General features: G+C 72.2%; 19 protein-coding genes and 1 pseudogene. 9 read left to right on the top strand and 11 right to left on the bottom strand.

Features of this window, described 5'->3' with window-relative positions:
- A partial coding sequence (locus EHS43_RS18390; protein ID WP_125191859.1) for an oxidoreductase occupies positions 1 to 893 on the bottom strand: 893 nt, incomplete at its 3' end.
- Positions 894 to 982: 89 nt separating this feature from the next.
- Here EHS43_RS18390 and EHS43_RS47825 point away from each other — a divergent pair.
- Positions 983 to 1132, top strand: a pseudogene (locus EHS43_RS47825) (TetR family transcriptional regulator); the annotation flags it as partial.
- Positions 1133 to 1213: 81 nt separating this feature from the next.
- Complete coding sequence (gene cobF / locus EHS43_RS18385) at positions 1214 to 2191, top strand: precorrin-6A synthase (deacetylating) (protein ID WP_260470595.1); 978 nt, start codon at positions 1214 to 1216, stop codon at positions 2189 to 2191.
- A 156-nt stretch (positions 2192 to 2347) separates the two neighbouring features.
- On the opposite strand, the gene EHS43_RS18380 is transcribed toward cobF, so the two are convergent.
- Positions 2348 to 3088 carry a cobalt-precorrin-6A reductase gene (locus EHS43_RS18380; protein WP_125191857.1) on the bottom strand — a complete coding sequence of 247 codons (741 nt, stop codon included), beginning with the start codon at positions 3086 to 3088 and terminating at the stop codon, positions 2348 to 2350.
- Positions 3089 to 3225: 137 nt separating this feature from the next.
- Between EHS43_RS18380 and EHS43_RS18375 the strand changes: the two genes are divergently transcribed.
- On the top strand, positions 3226 to 4029 hold the full coding sequence (locus EHS43_RS18375) for an HAD-IIA family hydrolase (protein ID WP_125191856.1): 804 nt from the start codon (positions 3226 to 3228) through the stop codon (positions 4027 to 4029).
- On the opposite strand, the gene EHS43_RS18370 is transcribed toward EHS43_RS18375, so the two are convergent.
- On the bottom strand, positions 4015 to 4788 hold the full coding sequence (locus tag EHS43_RS18370) for a sulfite exporter TauE/SafE family protein (RefSeq protein WP_125191855.1): 774 nt from the start codon (positions 4786 to 4788) through the stop codon (positions 4015 to 4017). The two genes, EHS43_RS18375 and EHS43_RS18370, sit on opposite strands and share 15 nt — an antisense overlap.
- Before the next feature lie 77 nt (positions 4789 to 4865).
- Positions 4866 to 6053, bottom strand: a complete 1188-nt coding sequence (locus EHS43_RS18365) for a thiolase family protein (RefSeq protein ID WP_125191854.1) — start codon at positions 6051 to 6053, stop codon at positions 4866 to 4868.
- An 87-nt stretch (positions 6054 to 6140) separates the two neighbouring features.
- Between EHS43_RS18365 and EHS43_RS18360 the strand changes: the two genes are divergently transcribed.
- Genes EHS43_RS18360 through EHS43_RS18335 form a run of 6 tightly spaced genes read left to right on the top strand, consistent with a single transcriptional unit; the run spans position 6141 to position 9567 of the window.
- Positions 6141 to 6941 carry an alpha/beta hydrolase gene (locus EHS43_RS18360; protein ID WP_125191853.1) on the top strand — a complete coding sequence of 267 codons (801 nt, stop codon included), beginning with the start codon at positions 6141 to 6143 and terminating at the stop codon, positions 6939 to 6941.
- Positions 6942 to 6985: 44 nt separating this feature from the next.
- Positions 6986 to 7243, top strand: coding sequence for a WhiB family transcriptional regulator (locus EHS43_RS18355; RefSeq protein WP_125191852.1), 258 nt, complete (start codon positions 6986 to 6988; stop codon positions 7241 to 7243).
- Positions 7240 to 7719, top strand: a complete 480-nt coding sequence (locus EHS43_RS18350) for a Dps family protein (protein WP_125191851.1) — start codon at positions 7240 to 7242, stop codon at positions 7717 to 7719. The genes EHS43_RS18355 and EHS43_RS18350 overlap by 4 nt, the downstream gene beginning before the upstream one ends.
- Before the next feature lie 32 nt (positions 7720 to 7751).
- Complete coding sequence (locus EHS43_RS18345) at positions 7752 to 8084, top strand: DUF3140 domain-containing protein (protein WP_125191850.1); 333 nt, start codon at positions 7752 to 7754, stop codon at positions 8082 to 8084.
- Positions 8081 to 8728, top strand: coding sequence for an endonuclease (locus EHS43_RS18340; protein WP_125191849.1), 648 nt, complete (start codon positions 8081 to 8083; stop codon positions 8726 to 8728). The genes EHS43_RS18345 and EHS43_RS18340 overlap by 4 nt, the downstream gene beginning before the upstream one ends.
- 44 nt (positions 8729 to 8772) lie before the next feature.
- The gene (locus tag EHS43_RS18335) at positions 8773 to 9567 is read left to right on the top strand and encodes an SAM-dependent methyltransferase (protein ID WP_125191848.1); all 795 of its coding nucleotides are present in this window, start codon (positions 8773 to 8775) and stop codon (positions 9565 to 9567) included.
- A 4-nt stretch (positions 9568 to 9571) separates the two neighbouring features.
- Here EHS43_RS18335 and EHS43_RS18330 read toward each other — a convergent pair whose 3' ends face one another.
- From EHS43_RS18330 to EHS43_RS18300, 7 genes are read right to left on the bottom strand one after another with little or no spacing between them, the layout of a single operon-like run.
- The gene (locus EHS43_RS18330; protein ID WP_125191847.1) at positions 9572 to 10261 is read right to left on the bottom strand and encodes an SDR family oxidoreductase; all 690 of its coding nucleotides are present in this window, start codon (positions 10259 to 10261) and stop codon (positions 9572 to 9574) included.
- Entirely contained in the window at positions 10258 to 11130 is an 873-nt protein-coding gene (locus EHS43_RS18325) for a cupin domain-containing protein (protein ID WP_125191846.1), read from the bottom strand. The genes EHS43_RS18330 and EHS43_RS18325 overlap by 4 nt, the downstream gene beginning before the upstream one ends.
- Positions 11127 to 12479 (bottom strand): amidohydrolase family protein, encoded by a 1353-nt coding sequence (locus EHS43_RS18320; RefSeq protein ID WP_125191845.1) that lies wholly within the window; start codon positions 12477 to 12479, stop codon positions 11127 to 11129. The genes EHS43_RS18325 and EHS43_RS18320 overlap by 4 nt, the downstream gene beginning before the upstream one ends.
- A gap of 22 nt (positions 12480 to 12501) precedes the next feature.
- Positions 12502 to 13512 carry an alpha-ketoacid dehydrogenase subunit beta gene (locus EHS43_RS18315; protein WP_125191844.1) on the bottom strand — a complete coding sequence of 337 codons (1011 nt, stop codon included), beginning with the start codon at positions 13510 to 13512 and terminating at the stop codon, positions 12502 to 12504.
- On the bottom strand, positions 13500 to 14477 hold the full coding sequence (locus EHS43_RS18310; RefSeq protein WP_125191843.1) for a thiamine pyrophosphate-dependent dehydrogenase E1 component subunit alpha: 978 nt from the start codon (positions 14475 to 14477) through the stop codon (positions 13500 to 13502). Before EHS43_RS18310 ends, EHS43_RS18315 begins: the two co-directional genes overlap by 13 nt.
- Positions 14464 to 15810: a Xaa-Pro peptidase family protein gene (locus tag EHS43_RS18305; protein WP_125191842.1), complete on the bottom strand. Its 1347-nt coding sequence runs from the start codon at positions 15808 to 15810 to the stop codon at positions 14464 to 14466. The genes EHS43_RS18310 and EHS43_RS18305 overlap by 14 nt, the downstream gene beginning before the upstream one ends.
- Positions 15811 to 15862: 52 nt before the next feature.
- Positions 15863 to 16495, bottom strand: a complete 633-nt coding sequence (locus tag EHS43_RS18300; RefSeq protein WP_125191841.1) for a helix-turn-helix domain-containing protein — start codon at positions 16493 to 16495, stop codon at positions 15863 to 15865.
- Positions 16496 to 16573: the final 78 nt, after the last annotated feature.

Raw genomic sequence — 16573 nt, 5'->3', positions numbered from 1 at the left:
TGGGGATACCGCGTCCCCGTCAGCTCCTCCGACGCCGTCCACAGGCGCCGGGCCACCGCCGGGTCGCTCGCGGCCGCGCTCCGGCCCACCAGGGTCGGCGCGCCCCGCAACTCCCCGAGCCCGTCGGGCCCGACATAGCTCGCCCCCGGCAGATCCTGCGTCGCCGCGTACAGCGTCGGCAGCGCGCCCGCCCGGTCGTCCTGCGCCAGGAACCTGTTGCCGAACTTCATGAAGACCCGCGCCGCCGCACTCGCCGCGTGGCTCTGCAGGTTGGTGGCCGAGTAGCCGGGGTGGGCCGCGAGGGCGCGCACCCGGGAGCCCGACTCCGTCAGCCGCCGCTGGAGCTCCAGCACGAACAGCAGGTTCGCCAGCTTCGACTGGCCGTAGACGCCCCTCGGGTCGTAGTCCGCCGTCCGGTTCAGGTCGTCGAAGTGGATCCGCTCGTCACCCCAGCGGTGCGCGCCCGAGGAGACCGTCACGACCCGGTCGGTGACATACGGCAGCAGCAGGTTCGTCAGCGCGAAGTGGCCCAGATGGTTCGTGCCGAACTGCATCTCGAAGCCGTCCGCAGTCCGCTGCTGCGGAACCATCATCACGCCCGCGTTGTTGATCAGCAGATCCAGCGGCCGGTCCCACGCCGCCGCGAACTCCCGGACCGACGACAGGTCCGCCAGATCGAGCCGCCGCACCTCCGTGCTGCCGTTGACGCTCCTCGCCGCCGCCTCACCGCGCTCCGGGTCCCGGACGGCGAACACGACATGCGCGCCCGCCCCGGCGAGGGCCTGCGCGGCCCGGAGCCCGATCCCGCTGTTCGCCCCGGTGATCACGGCCGTGCGGCCGGTCTGGTCGGGGATGCGGGTCACGTTCCACTTCTGCTGCTCATCGGTAGCCATACGGCGAATGTAGGCGCCGCCAACAATGCTGTCAATGACAACAATGCAGCCGGTGACAACAATGCTGGCAACGCCTACATCCGGATACCATGACGTCCATGCCAGCCGAGAAGCCCGGGCCCCGCCCCTACCACCACGGAGACCTGCGCTCCGCCCTCCTCGCCGCCGCCGAACGCCCCCTCCGCGACAAGGGCACCGCCGCCTCCCTCTCGCTGCGTGAGCTCGCCCGCGACATCGGCGTCAGCCACGCGGCCCCCGGCCGGCACTTCAAGGACAAGCAGGCCCTCCTCAACGCGCTCGCCCTGGTGGGGTACGACCGCATGGCCGAGGCGCTCGATGCCGCCGACGAACCGGGGCTCGCCCTCCAGGACCGCCTCACCACGCTCGCCCGGGCCTACCTCCGCTTCGCCATCGACAACGCCGAGCTGCTGGAGCTGATGTACGCCCGCAAGCACGAGCCCGACGCCGCCGAGCAGATCGCCACCGCGATCGACCGCACGGTGGGCTCCCTGGAGCGTGCCGTCGCCGCGGCCCAGCAGCGCGGCGAGATCGTCGACGGCGACCCCGAGCAGCTCACCCTCCAGGCGGTCAGGGCGCTGCGGAGCACGGACGTGTTCTTCGTCCTGGACAAGGGCGAGGTGAAGGGCGACCTCACCCAGTTGCGCCGGGACATGCTGGACGCGCACATACCGAAGGGGTCGTACCGGGTGGTGGAGGCCAGGGACCCGGAGCGCGACCGCAAGGCGGGCGGGTCCGCCTACTCCCCCGCCGTCGGTGACTGGCGCAGTGCCCGTGCCGACATCTACGAGCGGCTGATCTCCGAGGAACTCGGCGAGGAGGAGAGCGGCGCGTTCCTGGTGTGGGGGGACCCCGCGCTGTACGACAGCACGCTCGGCATCCTGGAGGAGATCCTGGAGCGGGGCTCGGTGTCCTTCGAGTACGACGTGGTGCCCGGCATCAGCAGCGTGTCGGCGCTGGTGGCGCGGCATCGCACCGGGCTGAACCGGGTCGCGAGGCCCGTGCAGATCACCACCGGTCGGCGCCTGGCCGAGGGCTTCCCGGAGGGAGTGGACGACGTGGTCGTGATGCTCGACGCCCACCAGGCCTTCCGCGCCTACGCCGACCAGGACATCGACATCTACTGGGGGGCCTACATAGGCACAGCGGACGAGATCCTCGTCTCCGGCCCGATCGCCGAGGCCGCCCCCCGCATCGAGCGGCTGCGCGCCGAGGCCCGGGAGCGCAAGGGCTGGATCATGGACACGTATCTGCTGCGCCGGCATCCGAAGCAGCCGTAGGCACGGGAGGCACGAGCAGGGCACGTGGCACCAGCCGTGGCCACGGAGACGGCCGGCTGGCATCCGTGCGGACCGCCCGTGTGTCCGGTCCGAGGGCCGTGCTCCCGCCGGTCCGCTCACGCGTCGCCCGGCGGTGTCTCGGCGTCGCCGTCACCGTCAGCCGAGGTCCAGCCACCGCAGAACCGCCGCCACGTCCGGCATCGCCGTCACCCCGTCCGGGAGGGCGGGCCGGCGTACGACCACGACGGGCAGGGCCAGTTCGCGGGCAGCGGTGAGTTTGGCGGAGGTGGCCGTTCCCCCGCTGTCCTTGGTGACCAGGACCTCGATGTTGTGGTGGCACAGGAGCGCCGACTCGTCGGACACCGTGAACGGGCCGCGGGCCAGAAGGACTTCGGTGTGCGGGGGCATCGGCGGCTCCGGCAGCTCCACCGACCGTACGACGAAGTGGAGTTCGGCTAGGTGGGCGAAGGCGGCGAGCTCCATGCGGCCGGTGGTCAGGAACACCCGCCGGCCGAGGCTCGGCAGCAACTGCGCGGCCTCGTCGAGGGAATCGACGGGATGCCAGCGGTCCCCCGGCACCGGCCGCCAGCCCGGGCGGCGCAGCACCACGGAGGGCACGCCGGTCACCGCGGCCGCCCGGGCCGCATTGCCGGTGATCGTGCGGGCGAAGGGGTGGGTGGCGTCGACCACAGCGTCGACACGCTCCTCCCGCAGCCAGGCGGCCAGCCCCTCCTCACCGCCGAACCCGCCGATCCGCACCTCACCCGCGACCGCGCCCGGCCGGGCCACCCGCCCCGCGAGGGAGGTGGTGACGCGCACGCCGGGCCGCGACGCCAGCGCGGCGGCCAGGGCGCGGGCCTCGGTGGTGCCGCCGAGGATCAGGATGTGCGGGGACATGGCAGGCAGCGTACGAGGTCAGGGGCGGGAGGCAGCACGGCGGGTGTGCGGCTTCGGCCCGCGTCCGCCTCCTCCGACAGCACACCCGGGACGCACGTCAACAGGCGTGCCCGCCCCTTCAAGGCTATGGTCCGGGCATGGCATCCGTGCGCGCGGTCCTGATCGACATCGACGGGGTTCTCACCGTCTCGTGGGAGCCGCTGCCGGGGGCGGTGGCGGCGTTGCGGGAGGTGCGGGAGGCCGGTTTCCAGGTCGCGCTGGTGACGAACACGACCTCGCGGACGCGGGCGTCGATCGCCTCGGTGCTGACGGGGGCGGGCTTCGACGTGTCGGCGCAGGACATCCTCACCGCGCCCACGGTGACCGCCGCGTATCTGGCCGACCACTGTCCCGGTGCCCGCTGCGCGCTGCTGAACAGCGGGGACATCGCCGAGGATCTGGCGGGCGTCACGCTGGTCGGTGACGCGGCCGAGGAGGGCGAGGGGGTCGACGTCGTCGTGCTCGGGGGTGCCGGGCCCGAGTTCGGTTACGCGGCGCTCAATCGGGCCTTCGGACACCTCCAGCGCGGGGCCCGGCTGGTGGCGATGCACCGCAACCTGTACTGGCGTACCGCCGACGGGCTCCAACTGGACGCCGGGGCCTTCCTGGCCGGTCTGGAGAAGGCCGCCCGGACCGAGGCCGAGATCACCGGCAAGCCCTCGCCAGCGTTCTTCGAGGCGGCGCTCGCCCGGCTCGGGGCCGGGCCGGACGAGGCGCTGATGGTGGGGGACGACATCGAGTCGGACGTGCTGGCCGCGCAGCGCGCCGGGCTCACCGGGGTGCTCGTGAAGACCGGCAAGTACCTTCCTGAGACGCACCGTTCGGCCAGTGGCAGGCCCGACCACGTGATCGAGTCGTTCGCGGACCTGCCGACGCTGCTCGGCGGGTCAGCGAAGCAGTAGCTGAAGGCCGCCCACGACCGTCGCGGCGATCACCAGCTGTTCGAAGAGCCGCTGGTTGATGCGGTTCACCGCCCATTTGCCGAGGAGCGCGCCGGGCACGACGAACGCCACGAGGGCGAGGTCGAGCAGCAGCGAGTGGCCGTCGATCAGGCCGAGGCCGACGCTGAAGGGCACCTTGGAGACGTTGACGATCAGGAAGAAGAAGGCCGAGGTGCCGAGGAAGCCGAGTTTGCGGAAGCCCGCGGACAGCAGGTACATCGACATCACCGGGCCGCCGGCGTTGGCGACCATGGTGGTGAAGCCGCCGAGGACGCCGTAGGAGCGGGCCTTGACCCGGCCGGTCCGGGTGGCGACCGAGTCGGGTTCCTCCCCGGAGTCGGCCGTGCGGCGGCGCCAGACCGTCACCGCGGCCATGAAGAGGAGGATCGCGCCGATCGACGTCCGTACGATCCCGTCGTCCGCCCACCGCAGGAAGACCGTGCCCGCGACCACGCCGACCGCGACCGCCGGGAACAGCCGCCAGAGGGTGGGCCAGTGGGCGTGCCGCCGGTAGGTGAGCACCGCGAGCACGTCCCCGGCGATCAGGATCGGCAGCAGCGCGCCGGTGGAGGCGCGGGCGGGCAGCACCGCGGCGAAGATCGCGAGGCTGACCGTGTTGGCCCCGCTGACGGCCGTCTTGGAGAAGCCGACGAGCAGGGCCGCGGCGGCGAGCGCGGCGAACCCCCAGCCGGAAATGTGCCAGAGCGTCATCGTGTCCATGCGGAGACCGATGCTATGTGCAGCCAACCGGTCCGGTAAGTGCCGTCTCGCCGAGTGGTCCTGGTGACGCCCTCGGGCTAGTGCCGCTCCACCAGGACGGCGCTGCCCTGCCCGACGCCCACGCACATCGTCGCCAGCCCGCGCGCCGCCCCCGTGCGTCGCATCCGGTGCAGCAGGGTCGTGAGGATGCGGGCGCCCGAGCAGCCCAGCGGGTGGCCCAGCGCGATCGCGCCGCCGGTCGGGTTGACGCGCTCGGGGTCGATGCCGAGTTCGTCGACGCAGGCGAGGGCCTGGGCGGCGAAGGCCTCGTTGAACTCGGCCTCCTCGATGTCGTCGATGCTCCAGTCCACGCGGGCGAGCGCCTTGCGGGTGGCGGGGACGGGGCCGATGCCCATCACGTCGGGGTGGACACCGGCCGAGGCGCCGGCGACGTAGCGGCCCAGGGACTCCAGCCCCAGCTCGTTCAGTGCCTCCTCGCTGACCAGGAGGAGTCCCGCCGCGCCGTCGTTCATCGGTGAGGCGTTGCCCGCGGTGACCGTGCCGTCGGCCCGGAAGACGGGCCTGAGGCGGGCCAGCTTGTCGTAGGAGGTGTCCTCGCGGATGCACTCGTCGCTGTCGACGAGCACGCCGTCGGGGCGCTCGACGGGCAGGAGTTCGTCGTCGAAGTGGCCGTTCTTGCGGGCCTCGGCGGCGAGCCGGTGGCTGCGCAGGGCGAACTCGTCCTGCCGCTCGCGCCCGATGCCGTACCGCCGGGCGACCTCCTCGGCGGTCTCGCCCATGGGCAGCAGGGCGTGGAGTTCCTTCATGGCCGGGTTCACCAGACGCCAGCCGAGCCGGGTGTCGTGGGTCTCCATCCGGTGCGGGAGGGCCTCGTCGGGGCGCGGCAGCACGAAGGGGGCGCGGCTCATCGACTCGGAGCCGCCCGCGAGCACGATGTCGGCCTCGCCGGCGGCGATGGTGCGGGCGGCGGTGGTCACGGCCTCCAGGCCGGAGGCGCACAGCCGGTTGACGGTGGCCCCGGGCACGGTCTCGGGCAGTCCGGCGAGCAGCGCGGCCATGCGGGCGACGTTGCGGTTGTCCTCGCCGGCCTGGTTGGCGGCGCCCCAGTAGACGTCGTCGACGTGCGCCGGGTCGAGCGCGGGCACGTCGGCGACCAGGGCGCGGATCACGGTCGCGGCGAGGTCGTCGGGGCGTACGGCGGACAGCGCACCGCGGAGTCTGCCGATGGGGGTGCGGCGGGCGGCCGCGAAGTGGACGGGGCGCACGGGAGGACTCCTGACCGTCGTCATCGGGGTTCCGAACAGCTTTAATTAGCACTGCTAGTTTCGGACTATAGCGCAGCGGGAGCAGACATGGCCGAGCACGTCCTCGCCGGAACCAACGGCCACCTCACCGTGCGGGAGTGGCCCCACGACCACCCCCGGTACGTGGCCCTGGTGGTGCACGGCTACGGGGAGCACGTCGGCCGGTACGAGGAGCTCGCCGGGATCCTCACGGCGCACGGCGCGGCCGTCGTCGGGCCCGACCACACCGGGCACGGGAAGTCCGCCGGGGAACGCGTCCTGATCGAGGACTTCGAGGACGTCGTCACGGACGTGCACACGGTCGCGGACCTGGCCCGCGCCACCTGGCCCGGTACACCTCTCGTCCTGGTCGGGCACTCCATGGGCGGGCTGATCGCCGCCCGCTTCGCCCAGCGGTACGGCGCCGAGCTGTCCGCGCTCGTGCTGTCGGGGCCGGTGATCGGCGCCTGGCAGCTGCCGGGGGCCCTGCTCGCCCTCGACGAGATCCCGGACACGCCGATCAGTCCGGCCGCGCTCTCCCGTGACCCGGAGGTGGGCGCCGCCTACCGGGCGGATCCCCTGGTCTGGCACGGGCCGATGAAGCGGCCGACGGTGGAGGCGTTCGCCCGCGCCCTGGCCACCGTGTCCCGGGGCGGCCGGGTCGGCCCGCTCCCGCTGCTGTGGCTGCACGGCGACGACGACCGGCTGGTGCCGCTCGGGGGGAGCCGCGTCGGGGTCGAGGATCTCAGGGGCGAGACGCTCACCGAACGGATCTACCCCGGGGCCCGGCACGAGGTGTTCCACGAGACGAACAGGGCGGAGGTCTTCGCGGACGTGACGGACTTCCTCGACGAGGTGCTCACACGCTGAGACAGCGCTGTTTGCACGCGTATGCCCGGGGCACCCGCGCCCCCATGGAGTGGTTGTGTCGCGCGGCCTGCGTGGGAGAGGACCCCGAGCTGTTCTTCCCCGTGGGCAGGCAGGGCCCCGCGCTGCGGGACATCGCGGCGGCGAAGCGTGTGTGCGCCCGCTGCCCGGTCGCCCCCGAGTGCCTCGATCCGGCGCTCGGCAGCGGGCTGACCTCCGGCGTGTGGGGCGGGACCTGCGAACAGGAACGCGACGAGCTGCTCCGTACCGGCATCGACCATGCCAGAAGGAGGAGCACGGTATGACTGTGGTCAGGAGCACCCTGTCCGACTCGGCCCGCGAGACGGCCGGGGAGGCCCTGCAGAGCACCCTGGTGGATCTGATCGGCCTGTCGTTGATCGGAAAGCAGGCGCACTGGAACATCGTGGGCCCGCGCTTCCGGTCCATCCACCTCCAGTTGGACGAGGTGGTCACGACGGCGCGGACGTTCTCCGACACCGTGGCGGAGCGCGCCGCGGCCCTGGGGGTGGCGCCGGACGGCCGCCCCGAGACGATCGCCTCCGCCTACACGCTGCCCGGCTCGAAGAGCGGCTGGATCCGGGACGACGACGTCGTCCGGCTGATCGTGGAGACGCTGGAGGCGGCCATCGGACGGCTGCGCGAGCGCATCGAGGCCACCGAGAAGGCCGACCCGGTCACCCAGGACCTGTTGATCGGCATCACGGCCGAGCTGGAGAAGCAGCGCTGGATGTTCGAGGCCGAGAACTGGCCCCGGGACTGACCGCGGCAAGCACCCACGGAAAGGCGCACGCGATGACCGACGCTCTCGAACTCGACGCGCTGTGGGAGGACTTCCACCGTGCGGTGAACATGACCTCGCAGGAGCTGGCCGCCTGGCTGCGGGTGAGCGACGCGGACGAGTCCGCGGAGCCGCTGCCGGAGCACGCGGGTGAGCCGATCGGGCAGCACGTCCTCGCCATCCTCCAGAAGCGGCGCGTGGACCTGTCCGACGAGGACATCGACGTCATGTACGAGGTGGTGGACACCGTCACCGCGGAGGCCGACGTGGAGAAGGAGCCCGAGGCCGAGGAGAGGCGCCGCCGGCACCGGCTGATGTCCGTCGGCCACGACCCGCTCAGGCGATGACCAGGGCGGAGCGCGTCGTACGGGAACTCGTCGGCGCGCACGGACGGACGTACGCCGCGGAGGCGGGCATCACGCTGAAGGACACCCCGCAGCCCCTGTACCGGCTGCTGGTGCTGTCCCTGCTGCTCAGTGCCCGCATCCGCGGCTCCGTCGCGATCGCCGCCGCGCGTCAACTGCACCGGGCGGGACTGCGCGATCCGCGCAGCATGGCCCGGGCCTCCTGGCAGGAGCGGGTGGACGCGCTGGGCCGCGGCGGCTACCGACGCTACGACGAACGTACGGCGACCCAACTCGGCCGGGGAGCGGAGCTGTTGACCGAGCGGTGGGGCGGCGATCTGCGCCGGCTGCGCGCGGAGGCGGACGGCGACGTCGGCGAACTGCGGCGCCTGCTGCGGAAGTTCCCCGGCATCGGTCCCGCCGGCGCCGACATCTTCCTGCGCGAGGTGCAGGGCGTCTGGCCCGAGGTCGCGCCCCATCTGGACGGCAAGGCACTCGCGGGGGCCGGGCGGCTCGGCCTGCCGGAGGATCCCGACCGGTTGCGCGAGCTGGCCGGCGACGTCCAACCGGACGTCCTGGCAGCGGCGTTGGTGCGGGCGGCGATCGACGACGAGGTGGCCGAGGACAGCCTCCGCCGCGCCGGGTGACATGGCACACTGCTCGCACATCCTGTCGAGCAGAGGAGCTTTGAGTGACCGGGACCGAGTCGGCCGGCCGACGGATCGACACGAGCAGGCCGCATCCGGCCCGGGTGTACGACTGGTTCCTCGGCGGGAAGGACAACTACCCCGTCGACGAGGAGCTGGGACGCCGGATCACCGCGCAGGGGGACGCGCCCCGCCAGGCACGCGCCAACCGCCGGTTCATGGAGCGGGCCACCCGGGTCGTCGTACGGGAGGCGGGCATCCGCCAGTTCCTCGACATCGGCTCCGGCATCCCCACCGAGCCCAACCTCCACCAGATCGCCCAGTCCGCCGTGCCGGACGCCCGGGTCGTGTACGTCGACAACGACCCGATCGTCCTGGCCCACGCGGCGGCCCTGCTGCACGGCACCCCGGAGGGGGCGACGCACTACCTCCAGGCCGACGCACGCGAACCGCGGCGGATCCTCCAGGGCGCCTCCGCGGTCCTGGACTTCGAGCAGCCCGTCGCGCTGTCGCTGGTCGCGCTGCTGCACTTCATCTCCGACGAGGACGGCGCCCAGGAGCTGGTGGACACGCTGCTCGACGCGCTGGCGCCGGGCAGTTGCCTGGTGCTGTCGGCGATGACGGCCGACTTCGACCCGGAGAAGGTGAAGGCGGGCATCGCGGCCTACACGGCGAGCGGGGTCACCCTGGTGGCGCGCTCGCACGACGAAGTGAGCCGTCTCTTCAAGGGACTCGAGGTGCTGGAGCCGGGGATCGTGCCCCTGTCGCAGTGGCGTCCGGACGAGCGGGAGGACGGCGAGCCCGTGTCGCTGTACGGGGCGGTCGGCGTCAAGCGCTGAGCCGTCACCCCAGCAGCCAGCCGCCGTCCACGTTCAACTCCACCGCGTTGACCGAGCCGTTGCGCAGCAGGAAGTCCACGGCGTCCACCACGTCCGCCATGGTCGCGAGCCGCCCGGTCGGGGTCCTGGCCCGCAGGCCCGCCAGGACCTCCTGCGGCTTGTCCCGCCAGTAGGGGCTGTCCCCCACCACCCCGGGATGGATCGCGTTGACGCGGACCGGGGCGAGTTCGACGGCCAGGGTGCGCATCAGCCCGCCCACCCCGGCGTTGACGGTGGCCACCGTCGTCGCTCCCGGGTAGGGCCGCTCCTTGGCCTGTCCGCCGAACAGCACGATGGCACTGTCGTCGTGCAGGCGGGACCACAGGGCGTGCACCACGGCGGTGTAGCCGACGAGCTTGAGCGTGACGAGGTGGAGGGCCGCGTCGATGTCGTACGAGGCCACCCGGTTCTCGTCGCGGGAGATGCCCGCGATCACCAGGTGGTCGACGGTTCCCACCCCGCTCAGCGCGTCGGCGATCCCCTTCGGCCGCGCGAGGTCCAGGGCGAGGCCCCGGGCGCCGATCTCCTCGGCCGCGGCGTCGGTGCGGTGGGCGTCCCGTCCGGTGATCACCACCTCGTCGCCGCGCTCCGCCCGCACCCGGGCGAACGCGCGCCCGATGCCCGAGGTGCCGCCGACCACCACCACGCCGCTCATCGCGAAGCCTCCCTCAGGTACTCCCAGTCCCGGGTGAACCGGTAGGAGTGCCGCACCGGCGGCTGCGGCGCCTGTGTCTCCAGCCAGCGCAACGGGCCGTCACCGGCGTTGGAGAAGCCGTGCACGCAACCGGCGCCCGCCCAGGCGCAGTCGCCCGGTCCGAGCCGGTACCGCGAGCCGTCGAAGACCGCGTCCGCCACGCCGTCGAGGAACAGGTAGGTCTCCTCGAAGGGGTGGTCGTGGGTGCCGGCGACGCCGTCGGGCGCGTACTGCACCATGAACATCGTCGAGGCCACCGCGCCCAGATCGCCGTCGACCATCATCTTCACGGTGATCCCGCTGTAGACGAGGAGCGCGGTGCGCATGCTCGCCGACACCGCGAGCAGGTCCTGGGACTGCTTGCCGGGGTCCATCTGGGCGGGCTCGAAGCGGCCGAAGGACCGGGTGCGCGGATCACGGACATCGATCCGGACAGGCGGGCGCACGGGCCACGGAGCAACCGCCTGGGTGTCGTGCCCGTACCGGGCCCGCGGCACCGGCGCGAGCATGTCCGCCCAGCGGGCGACGCCGTCCCCGGCACCGCGCCAGGCGTGCGGGACACCGGTGGGCAGGAGCCCGTAATCGCCCTCCTCCAGCAGATAAGACCCCTCGGGCACATCGAGGACCACGGTGCCGTCCAGGACGTGGAAGCTCTCCTCGTACGAGTGCACATGGGCCGCGACCGCGCCGTCGGGGCGCAGCTCGCACACCCCGAAACCGGTGTGCGAGCTGCCGTCGGCCTCGCCGACCAACTCCCGTCGCCGGTAGCCGTGTTCGTCGTACGACGGCTTCGGGAGGTCGGTGGCCCGGCGCACCAGGTGCCGTGTCACGTCCGGGCCTCCTTCGCGGCCAGCAGCCGGTCGCGGGACTCCTCGACAAGCCGCCGGGCGCGCGCCACGTCGGCCGTGAGCCTGCCGTCGTGCTTGCGGACGACGCCGTCGACGAGGACCGTCTCCACGTTGGACACGTCGGCGCTCAGGGCCACCGCGGCGGCCGCGTCGTGAACGGGGGCCACGTTCAGGGCCGTCGCGTCGATCGCGACGACGTCCGCGCGCTTGCCCGGGGTGAGGGATCCGGTGCGCCCCTCCAGGCCGGCCACGTGGGCACCGTTGCGGGTGGCTGCCTCCAGCATCTGACGTGCCGTCAACATGGTGTCGGGGACCGGGACATCGGCCTGCCAGCTGGCCGCGTTGACGCGGGCGCGCTCGGCGCCGAAGGCCGCGCGGATCTGGGTGAACATGTCGCCGGGCACGGTGGTGACGACGTCGATGCTGAGCGAGGGGCGCAGGCCGTGCTCGATCGCCTTCATCACCGGCGGCCAGCCGTGCCCCATCTGCGTCTCGACCTGCGGCGCGATGGAGACCGTACCGCCACTGTCGGCGACCAGCCGCCACTCCTCCTCGCTGAGGTAGCAGCAGTGGATGTAGGTGGTGTCGGGGCCGAGCAGGCCCAGGTCGTGGAGCTGCTTGACCATGCCGAAGCGGCCGGCGAGGCGGCCCATGGCCACGTGCACGGTGAGGGGGATGCCGAGTTCACGGGCGAGGGCCCATTCGGAGGTGACGACGTCGTTGACGCAGAAGCCGGGGCCGCGGGTGGCGAGGGCGAGGGTGAGCAGGCCGTCGTCGGAGTCGGCGGGGAAGTACTCGGTGCGGATCCGGCGTACGTCGTCGCCCGGGATCGCGATCTTGCTCTCGAACCAGTAGTCGGCGAGGGAGGTGTTGGCGCTGCCGTACGCGTACTGGGCGCGGATGCCGGTCTCCTTCAGGGCCCGGATCGCCGCGTCCGGGTGCTCGGGGGTGTTGTTGATGTGGGACCAGTCGACGAGCGTGGTGATGCCGGCGTTGAGACACTCCAGGGCGCCCGCGAGGTTGGCCGCGTAGACGTCCTCGGGGGTGTAGAGGGGGGCGAAGGTGTCCAGGATGTCGACGAAGTAGTCGTCGAGGGTGGCGTCCGGCGCCACGTTGCGGATCGAGGCCTCCCAGGTGTGGCGGTGGGTGTCGACGAAGCCGGGAATCACGATGCGACCGGTCATGTCGAGGACTTCGGCGTCCGCGCTGATCTCGCGGTCCACCGCGGCGATCCTGCCGTCCTCGATGAGGACGTCCCCCCGCGGCAGGTCCCCGATGCCGGGGTCCATGGAGAGCACGTGTCCGGCGCGAAGGAGTGTCCGATGGGTCATCGCGCTTCCTCCTCAGGGGTGTTCAGTACGCGGCGAGGCTCCTGACGGCCGCCACGACCTTGTCGACGGTGGGGATGACCTGTTCCTCCAGCGCGTCCGCGAAGGGCAGCGGCACGCACTCCCCCGCCACCCGCCGCACCGGCGCGTCCAGCAGTCCGAAGCCCTCGTCGGCGACGACGGAGACGAGGGTCGCGCCCCAGCCGCCCTGGTACGGGTTCTCCTCGACGGTGACCAGCCGGGAGGTCCGGCCGAGCGAGGCGAGGACGGTGGCCGTGTCCAGCGGCACGAGCGAGCGCAGGTCGACGATCTCGACGTCGATGTCCTCCTCGGCGAGCCGCTCCGCTGCAGCGAGCGCGACCGGCACCATCGAGGCGAGCGCGACCAGCGTCACGTCCGCGCCCGCACGGACGACGGCCGCGCGGCCCAGCTCGACGACGTGGTCCGGCGGCGGGGGCGCTCCCTTGCGCGCCAGCAGCCCCTTGTGCTCGAAGAACACCACCGGGTCGTCGCTGCGGATCGCGGCCGCCATCATCCCGACGACGTCGGCGGGAGTGGAGGGTGCCGCGATCTTCAGCCCGGGCACGGTCAGCGCCCAGTTCTCGGTGGCCTGCGAGTGCTGGGCGCCGAAACCGAGCCCGCCGCCGTTGGCGGTGCGCACGACGAGGGGCACGGTGACCTGACCGCCCGTCATGTAACGCACCTTGGGTATCTCGTTGGCGAGGTAGTCCCAACAACAGGCCAAGAAGTCCGAGAACATGATCTCCGCGACGGGCCGCATCCCGGTCATCGCGGCGCCCATCGCCGCTCCCACGATGGCCTGTTCGGAGATCGGCGTGTCCCACACCCGCTCCGGCCCGAACTCCTCGTGCAGCCCGGCGGTCGTCTTGAACACCCCGCCGGCCGCGCCGATGTCCTCCCCGAGGCAGACCACCGACGGATCGCGCCGCATCTCCCGCGCAATGCCCTCGGCGACGGCGTCCCGGTAGCTGATCGGCCGCGGGTCGTCCGCCCGTTCCCGCGTCACGTCCGCCATGCGGCACCTCCGTCGGCCCATACGTCGGTGAAGGCCTCCCGCGGATCCGGCGGCGGCGCACTCTTCGCGGCCTCGACCGCCTCCTGTACGACGGTCCGTGCGCGCTCGTCGGCCGCGGTGACCGTCTCCTCGGGGACCCCGTCCTCGACGAGCCGCCCGCGCGCGATGTCCAACGGGTCGTGCTTGAGCCAGCGTTCGACCTCCTCGGCCGGACGGTAGGTCGCCGGGTCGGTCCTGCTGTGCCCGAAGTGGCGGTAGGTCTCGGCCTCCAGCACGGCCGGCCCGTCTCCGGCCCGGGCCCGTCGCGCCAGCCGTGCCACGGCCTCCTGGACACGCACGACGTCGTTGCCGTCGACCACCTCGCCGGGGATGCCGTAGGCGGGCGCCCGGTCGGCCGCGGGCCGGGACACCGCGGTGACGTCGGCGATCGGGGTGTACTCCATGTACAGGTTGTTCTCGCAGACGAACAGCACGGGCAGCTTCCACACGGCGGCCAGGTTCAGCGCCTCGTGGAAGGCGCCGATGTTGGTGGCGCCGTCGCCGAAGAAGGCGACCGCGAGCTGTCCGGTGCCGCGCAGCCTCGCCGACCAGGCGGCGCCGACCGCCATCGGGAGGTGGGCGCCGACGATGGCGTAGGAGCCGAGCATGTTCACGGAGGCTTTGGTGAGGTGCATGGAGCCGCCCTTGGCCCGGCACAACCCCGTTGCCCTGCTCATGAGTTCGGCGAGGCACTCCTCGGGCGTGGCTCCCCGGGCCATCGCGTGGTGGTGGCCCCGGTAGGTGGCGAAGACGTAGTCGTCGTCGCGCAGGGCGGCGCTCGCTCCGACGGCGATCGCCTCGTGCCCGGCGGCGAGATGGGTGGTGCCCTTGACGAGGCCCTGGAGGAACAGGTCGTGGGCGGCCTTCTCGGTACGGCGGATGAGGACCATCCGCTCGTACAGGGCGAGGAGTTCAGCGCTGTCCATCGCCGGTCCCCTCGTGTCCGGTGTTCAGGTGGGACTGCGCCTCGCGGGCGGTGTTGAGCTCGCCGCCCACCGTCCAGTACTTGCGGCCCGCAACCAGGAGTTCCTCGGCCGGGAACTTGGTGATGACCTCGCAGCCGTCGGCGGTGACGACCAGTTCCTCCTCGATGCGGGCGGCGGACCAGCCGTCGGCGGCGGGCCAGTAGGTCTCCAGCGCGAACACCATGCCCTCTTCGAGGACTTCGGGGTGGTCGAGGGAGACCAGGCGGCTGAAGATGGGCTTCTCCCAGATGGACAGGCCGACCCCGTGGCCGTACTGGAGGGCGAAGGCGGCGGTCTCGTCGGCGAAGCCGAACTCCTCGGCCCGCGGCCACACCTGGACGATGTCGGCGGTGGTCGCGCCCGGCCGGACGAGGGAGATCGCCTCGTCCATGTACGCACGGCAGCGGACGTAGGCGTCCCGCTGGGCGCGGGAGGCGCTGCCGACGGCGAAGGTGCGGTAGTAGCAGGTGCGGTAGCCGAGGTGGCTGTGCAGGATGTCGAAGAAGGCGGGGTCGCCGGGGCGGATCAGGCGGTCGCTGTAGACGTGCGGGTGGGGTGAACAGCGTTCTCCCGAGATGGCGTTGACGCCTTCGACGTACTCGCTGCCGAGGTCGTAGAGGACCTTGCTGACCAGTCCGACGCACTCGTTCTCGCGGATTCCGGGGCGCAGGTGGGCGTAGAGCTCCTCGTAGGCCGCGTCGACCATCGCGCAGGCCTGGGCGAGCAGGGAGATCTCGTCGCCGGTCTTGATGCGGCGGGCCTCCAGGAAGACCTGCTGGCCGTCGACGACGTCGATGCCCTCGGCGCGCAGGGCCGCGAGGACGGGCATCTCGGCGACGTCGACGCCTAGCGGTTCACCGGCGAGGCCGTGGGCCCGGAGTTCGGCGGCGATCTTCGCGGCGACGTCCTCGGCGATCCCGGCGTCCGGGTGGAAGGCACCGCGCAGGGTGGAGATGCCGGCGCGGGCTCCGGTGGGCGGGCCTTCCTTGCCGTCGCTGTAGTCGAGCCACGGGTTGTGGAGCTGGTGGTGGCGGGCCGCGGAGCCGAAGTCCCAGACGACCGGTTCGCCGCCGCGGACCAGCAGGGCGAAGCGGATCAGCTTGTCCATCGCCCAGGTGCCGATGTGCGTGGCGGTCATGTAGCGGATGTTGGCGAAGTCGAAGCTGAGCACGGCGCCCAGCTCGGAGCGGTTCAGCGTGTCGTGGAGCCGGGCCAGGCGCTGCCTGCGCAGCCGGTCCAGGTCGACGCGCTCTTCCCAGTCGACGGCGTTGGGGCCGTACGTGCGGATCGCCATCGCGACCACCCCCACCATCGAGTCAACGACCGTCCCCGAGGGGTGTCAAGTGTCACTGAACACTTTGGCTCGCCACGAACCAGACGCCCACAGCCGGTTCGTCGCCGTCGTTGCGGTAGCGGTGGGGGGTGGTGGACTCGAAGCACACAGCGTCGCCGGGGCGCAGGACCTGCTCCTCGAAGCCGAGGGTGAGGACGAGCTCGCCAGAGGTCAGGTAGCCGTACTCGGTGCCGGCATGGCGCATCAGGCCGCCCGAGCCGGAGGAAGAGCCGCCGGGCCGGTACGTGACGAGCAGGAAGTCCACGTCGGTACCGGGGACGTGCCCGAGCCGCTCCCACACGACGCCGGAGTCCAGTTCCAGCACCTCGCGCTCACCGGCGGTGACCAGGGGGCCTATGCGGCGTCCGGGGTCGGCCGCGAAGGCCGCGAGGGCATGCAGGACGGTGCCCGTACGCACCGCCGCGGTGGTCTGCCGGCCCTCGAAGAGGGACTCGACGGAGATGCCGAGTGCCGTGGTGATCGCGTACAGGGTTCTGACCGACGGCTGGCTCTTCCCGGTCTCAATCTGGGAGACCAGGCTCGCGGAGACACCGACCTCACGCGCCAGGGCGCGCAGTCCCAGACCACGCTCCAGCCGCGCCAGCCGAATCCGCGCACCGACGGACGGCACGGGCGCAGGGGACACGAGCACCCTCCTCTCCTGTGCAGCCCCATTGAACAGCGCGGGCCCTGGGTGGGGAAAGGGGGTCGGATCACCCGGAGA

Origin of the sequence: Streptomyces sp. RP5T (genome assembly GCF_003933965.1) — a bacterium.
Classification (GTDB): Bacteria; Actinomycetota; Actinomycetes; order Streptomycetales; family Streptomycetaceae; genus Streptomyces.
Note: the sequence above shows the minus strand (reverse complement) of the source record. Positions and strands in the feature narration are given on the sequence as shown.